The sequence below is a fragment of the uncultured Caulobacter sp. genome (assembly GCF_937900395.1).
Taxonomy (GTDB): Bacteria; Pseudomonadota; Alphaproteobacteria; order Caulobacterales; family Caulobacteraceae; genus Caulobacter.
On the sequence record NZ_CALCDX010000126.1, the window covers coordinates 1 to 4052 of the forward strand.

Consider the following 4052-nt stretch of genomic DNA (forward strand, 5'->3'; position numbering starts at 1 on the left):
GCCGATGCCGCCATGGATCTGCATCGCCCGGTCGGCGGCCTCGCAGCACAGCCGGTTAGCCCAGTAGTTGCACATCGAGACCTTGTCCGAGAGGCGCTTTTCGACCTCCGGCTTGGACATCCGGTCCATCTCCCAAGCGGTCTTGCGGATCAGGAGGCGGAGCATCTCGACCTGGGTCGAGAGCTCGACGATCGGGAACTGGATGGCCTGGTTCTCGGCCAGGGCCTTGCCGAACGGCTTGCGGGCGCGCGCGTACTTGATGCTCTCCTCGATGCAGTAGACCGCCGCGCCCAGGCTGGAGGCCGCCTGCCGGATGCGGTTCTCGTGCACGAAGTGCTGGGCGAGGGCGAGGCCGCCGCCTTCCGGGCCGAACATGGCGCTGTCCGGGACCCAGACGTCGGTGAAGCTGACGCGCGGGTGGTCGGTCGGCATGTTGAAGGTCCAGAGGTACTCCTCGATCTTCACGCCGGGCGCGTGGGCCGGGACCAGGAAGGCGGTGATGCCGCGCGCGTCGCCGTCCTCGCCGCTGGTGCGGGCGAACAGGCAGCAGTGGGTGGCGGCGTGCATGCCGGTGGTCCACATCTTCTCGCCGTCGATCCGCCAGCCGGGCTGGCCGTGACGCTCCTCGCGGACCGCCTGGGTCTCCATGTGGGTGGCGTCCGAGCCGTGATCGGGCTCGGTGAGGCCAAACGTCGGGCGGAAGGCGCCGCGATCCAGCATGTCCTCGATCAGGGGCTGCTGGTCGGGCCGGCCGAAGTCGCGGATCATCAGCACGAACGGATTGTTGCCGACGATCGAGTGCTCGTTCTGCAGGTCGTTGAACAGGCCCAGGCCCTTGGACGCCAGATGCTCGCGGATCACCGCCATGCCGAGGTTCGTGCCATCCTGGCCGCCGTAAGCCTTGGGCAGGGCGTAGCGGTAGTGGCCCGCCTGATCGGCCAGCTTGCGGGCCTGGCCCAGCAGTTCCTCCCACTCGTGGCGCGGCAGGCCGCCGGCGTCCCAGTCGGTGCGGGCCCATTCGCGGCGGTGGTCGAAGAAGCGCTGGTTGTCGTCGCGCGCCTGCAGCGGCGCGATCTCCTTCTCGATGAAGGCGTCCAGCTCCGCCAGATAGGCGGTCAGCTCCGGCGGCAGTTGGAAGTCCATGGCCAAGCCTCCCTCGCACGTCTTTGTCGTTGGTGAGCGAGAGTACGCCTGTCGCCGGGCCGGCCAATCGTGCCCCGACGGAACGGGCGGCGCTGGCCGTTTTCGCGCGCCTTTCGCCGCCGTCGCCCAAAACTGGCGTTTTCCGTAAATGTCGAAGGCCGGACGAAAATCCACTTGCGCAAATTGTAATCACTGTTATCTAAGCGATGCTTAGTTCGGATCCGAAGCACCGGTGGGGATACCGGCGCCTGTCATCCCCCGGCTCCGAGCGGCCAGTACGCGTTTCCCACCGATCACCGATCTGACCGCAACTCCCCAAACACCGGAGGGCTTTCTGATGAAGCTCCGCACCCTGGCGGCTGTCGCCGCCGTATCCGTCTCCATGTTCGCCGGTTCGGCCTTCGCCGACGGCCGCATCGCCGCCGCCCTGGACGCCCCCGTCCCGGCCAAGACCAAGGTGGTCGCCGGCGGCGCCGTCTTCGTCTGCGAAGGTTCCGAGTGCGTTTCGGCCCAAGCGCCGTCCCGCGCCCTCACCGCCGCCGCCTGCAAGGCGCTGGCCAAGGAAGTGGGTCGCGTCTCGGCCTTCGGCGGCGAAAGCCGTTCGCTGGACGCCGACGACCTGACCCGCTGCAACGCCTCGGCCAAGGGCGCCGCCCTGGCCTCGGCCAAGTAGGGAGCCTTCCTGGGCTCTGACTAGCCTACCCAGACGCATTGGGCTGTCCGTTTCTCCGGCCCGTCTGGCTGTTTCCTCGAGCATTCGCCTTCATGGGGCGGCGGAGCGTTCCGCCGCCTCTTTTTCTTTACGGTTCTCAGATTGAGTTTAGGCCATGGACACGAGTCTCTCCGCCCAGTTGGAAGCCGCGCTGCGCGAGATCGCCGGCGATGGAGCGGCTCTCACATCTCTGACCATCGACTTCGCCGCGGAGGCGCAGGAGGGCGCGCTTGAGCGGAGGGCCTGGGTCGAGCGGGCGACGCGCAGCCTGGTCTTCGCCCAGGGCGAGCTAAGGCGCCCTAACGGCAGCCTGGCGGCCTCGGCCTCGGCTGTATTCCGCCGCGCCGGCGACTGATCGCGCCCGCTTGGTTGCGACTGCGAAAAGCCCGTGTTATCAGGCGCGCGGCTTCGGACGGGGCGGCGTTTACGCGCCGACCGTCCATGTGCTTTTTTCAAGCGCGCTCAAGCCTTTAAGCCGCGATAAGGGTTAACCTTCTTGTTCGCGGCCATTTGCAACGCACCGGGCGGATACCAAGTGGCGGACGAAACCAAGGCGACGGATGCGGGTCAGCGTTATGCGCAGTCCCTGTTCGAACTGACGATCGAGAACGGCAACCTCGCGAAGGTCGAGGCCGACCTGAAGAGTCTGAAGGCGATGATCGCCGACAGCGCCGATCTGCGTCGCCTGATCGAAAGCCCCGCCTTCTCCGCCGAGGACAAGGGCAAGGGCCTGGTCGCGGTGGCCGTGAAGGCCAAGTTCGACATGCTGACCACGAAGTTCCTGGGCCTGGTGGCCTCGAACGGCCGCACCGGCGACCTCTTGGGCGCCATCTCGGCCTTCACGGAGCTGTCGGCCAAGCACCGCGGCGTCGTCACCGCCGAGGTCGTCTCGGCCGCGCCGCTGTCGGCCACCCAGCTGAAGGGCGTGCAGACCGCCCTGGCCCAAGCCCTGGGCAAGACCCCCGAAGTTTCCACGCGCGTCGATCCGTCCCTGCTGGGCGGTCTGAAGGTGCGCGTCGGTTCGCGTCTCTTCGACGCTTCGCTCCGTTCGAAGCTCGATTCCCTGAAATTCGCCCTGAAGCGCGCCTGAGCGTATAAGCGCGCCCTAAAAGATTAGATCGCAGAGAGCCCTGAAGACCATGGACATCCGCGCCGCCGAAATCTCGGCCATCCTCAAGTCGCAGATCGCCAACTTCGGCGAGGAAGCCGCCGTCTCGGACGTCGGCCAGGTGCTGTCCGTCGGTGACGGCATCGCCCGCATCTACGGCCTGGACAACGTCCAAGCCGGCGAAATGCTGGAGTTCCCGAAGGCTGGCGTGAAGGGCATGGCCCTGAACCTCGAGCGCGACAACGTCGGCGCCGTGATCTTCGGCGCTGACGCCGAGATCAAGGAAGGCGACGAAGTCCGCCGCCTCGGCGAGATCGTGGACGTGCCGGTCGGCAAGGGCCTGCTGGGCCGCGTCGTCAACCCGCTGGGCGAGCCGATCGACGGCAAGGGCCCGATCCAATACACTGAGCGTCGCCGCGTCGACGTGAAGGCCCCGGGCATCATCCCGCGGAAGTCGGTGCACGAGCCCGTGCAGACCGGCCTGAAGTCGATCGACACCCTGATCCCCGTCGGCCGCGGCCAGCGCGAACTGATCATCGGCGACCGTCAGACCGGCAAGACCGCCGTCGCCATCGACACCATCCTGAACCAGAAGGCCGTGAACGCCGGCAAGGACGAGAGCGCCAAGCTCTACTGCGTCTACGTCGCCATCGGCCAGAAGCGCTCGACCGTCGCCCAGATCGTCAAGACCCTCGAAGAGCACGGCGCGCTTGAGTACACCACGGTCGTCGTGGCCTCGGCCTCGGAGCCGGCCCCGCTGCAGTACCTGGCCCCGTTCGCCGGCTGCGCCATGGGCGAGTGGTTCCGCGACAACGGCCTGCACGGCCTGATCATCTATGACGATCTGTCCAAGCAAGCCGTCGCCTACCGTCAGATGTCGCTGCTGCTGCGCCGCCCGCCGGGCCGCGAAGCCTATCCGGGCGACGTCTTCTACCTGCACTCGCGCCTGCTGGAACGCGCCGCGAAGCTGAACGAAGACAACGGCTCGGGCTCGCTGACGGCTCTGCCGATCATCGAAACCCAAGCCAACGACGTGTCGGCCTACATCCCGACCAACGTGATCTCGATCACCGACGGCCAGATCTTCCT

At 67.0% G+C, this 4052-nt stretch carries 5 protein-coding genes; 4 read left to right on the forward strand and 1 reads right to left on the reverse strand.

The window, feature by feature from the left end; all coding sequences use genetic code 11:
• Nucleotides 1–1149, reverse strand: a 1149-nt coding sequence (locus Q0379_RS10615) for an acyl-CoA dehydrogenase family protein (protein ID WP_299008116.1), incomplete at its 3' end; no start/stop codon positions are given.
• A 331-nt stretch (nucleotides 1150–1480) separates the two neighbouring features.
• Here Q0379_RS10615 and Q0379_RS10620 point away from each other — a divergent pair.
• The 4 genes from Q0379_RS10620 to atpA form a co-directional block, all read left to right on the forward strand.
• Entirely contained in the window at nucleotides 1481–1816 is a 336-nt protein-coding gene (locus tag Q0379_RS10620) for a hypothetical protein (RefSeq protein WP_299008119.1), read from the forward strand.
• 154 nt (nucleotides 1817–1970) lie between these two features.
• On the forward strand, nucleotides 1971–2210 hold the full coding sequence (locus tag Q0379_RS10625; RefSeq protein WP_299008121.1) for an acyl-CoA thioesterase domain-containing protein: 240 nt from the start codon (nucleotides 1971–1973) through the stop codon (nucleotides 2208–2210).
• A gap of 180 nt (nucleotides 2211–2390) precedes the next feature.
• A complete protein-coding gene (locus Q0379_RS10630) occupies nucleotides 2391–2945 on the forward strand; it encodes a F0F1 ATP synthase subunit delta (RefSeq protein WP_299008124.1) in 555 nt (184 codons plus the stop codon).
• Between the two features lie 49 nt (nucleotides 2946–2994).
• A partial coding sequence (gene atpA, locus Q0379_RS10635; RefSeq protein WP_299008127.1) for a F0F1 ATP synthase subunit alpha occupies nucleotides 2995–4052 on the forward strand: 1058 nt, incomplete at its 3' end.

Excerpts from the sequence above, each read along its gene's own strand:
- Q0379_RS10620 (WP_299008119.1), top strand. The coding sequence starts at position 1,481 with ATGAAGCTCCGCACCCTGGCGGCTGTCGCCGCCGTATCCGTCTCCATG.
- Q0379_RS10625 (WP_299008121.1), top strand. The coding sequence starts at position 1,971 with ATGGACACGAGTCTCTCCGCCCAGTTGGAAGCCGCGCTGCGCGAGATC.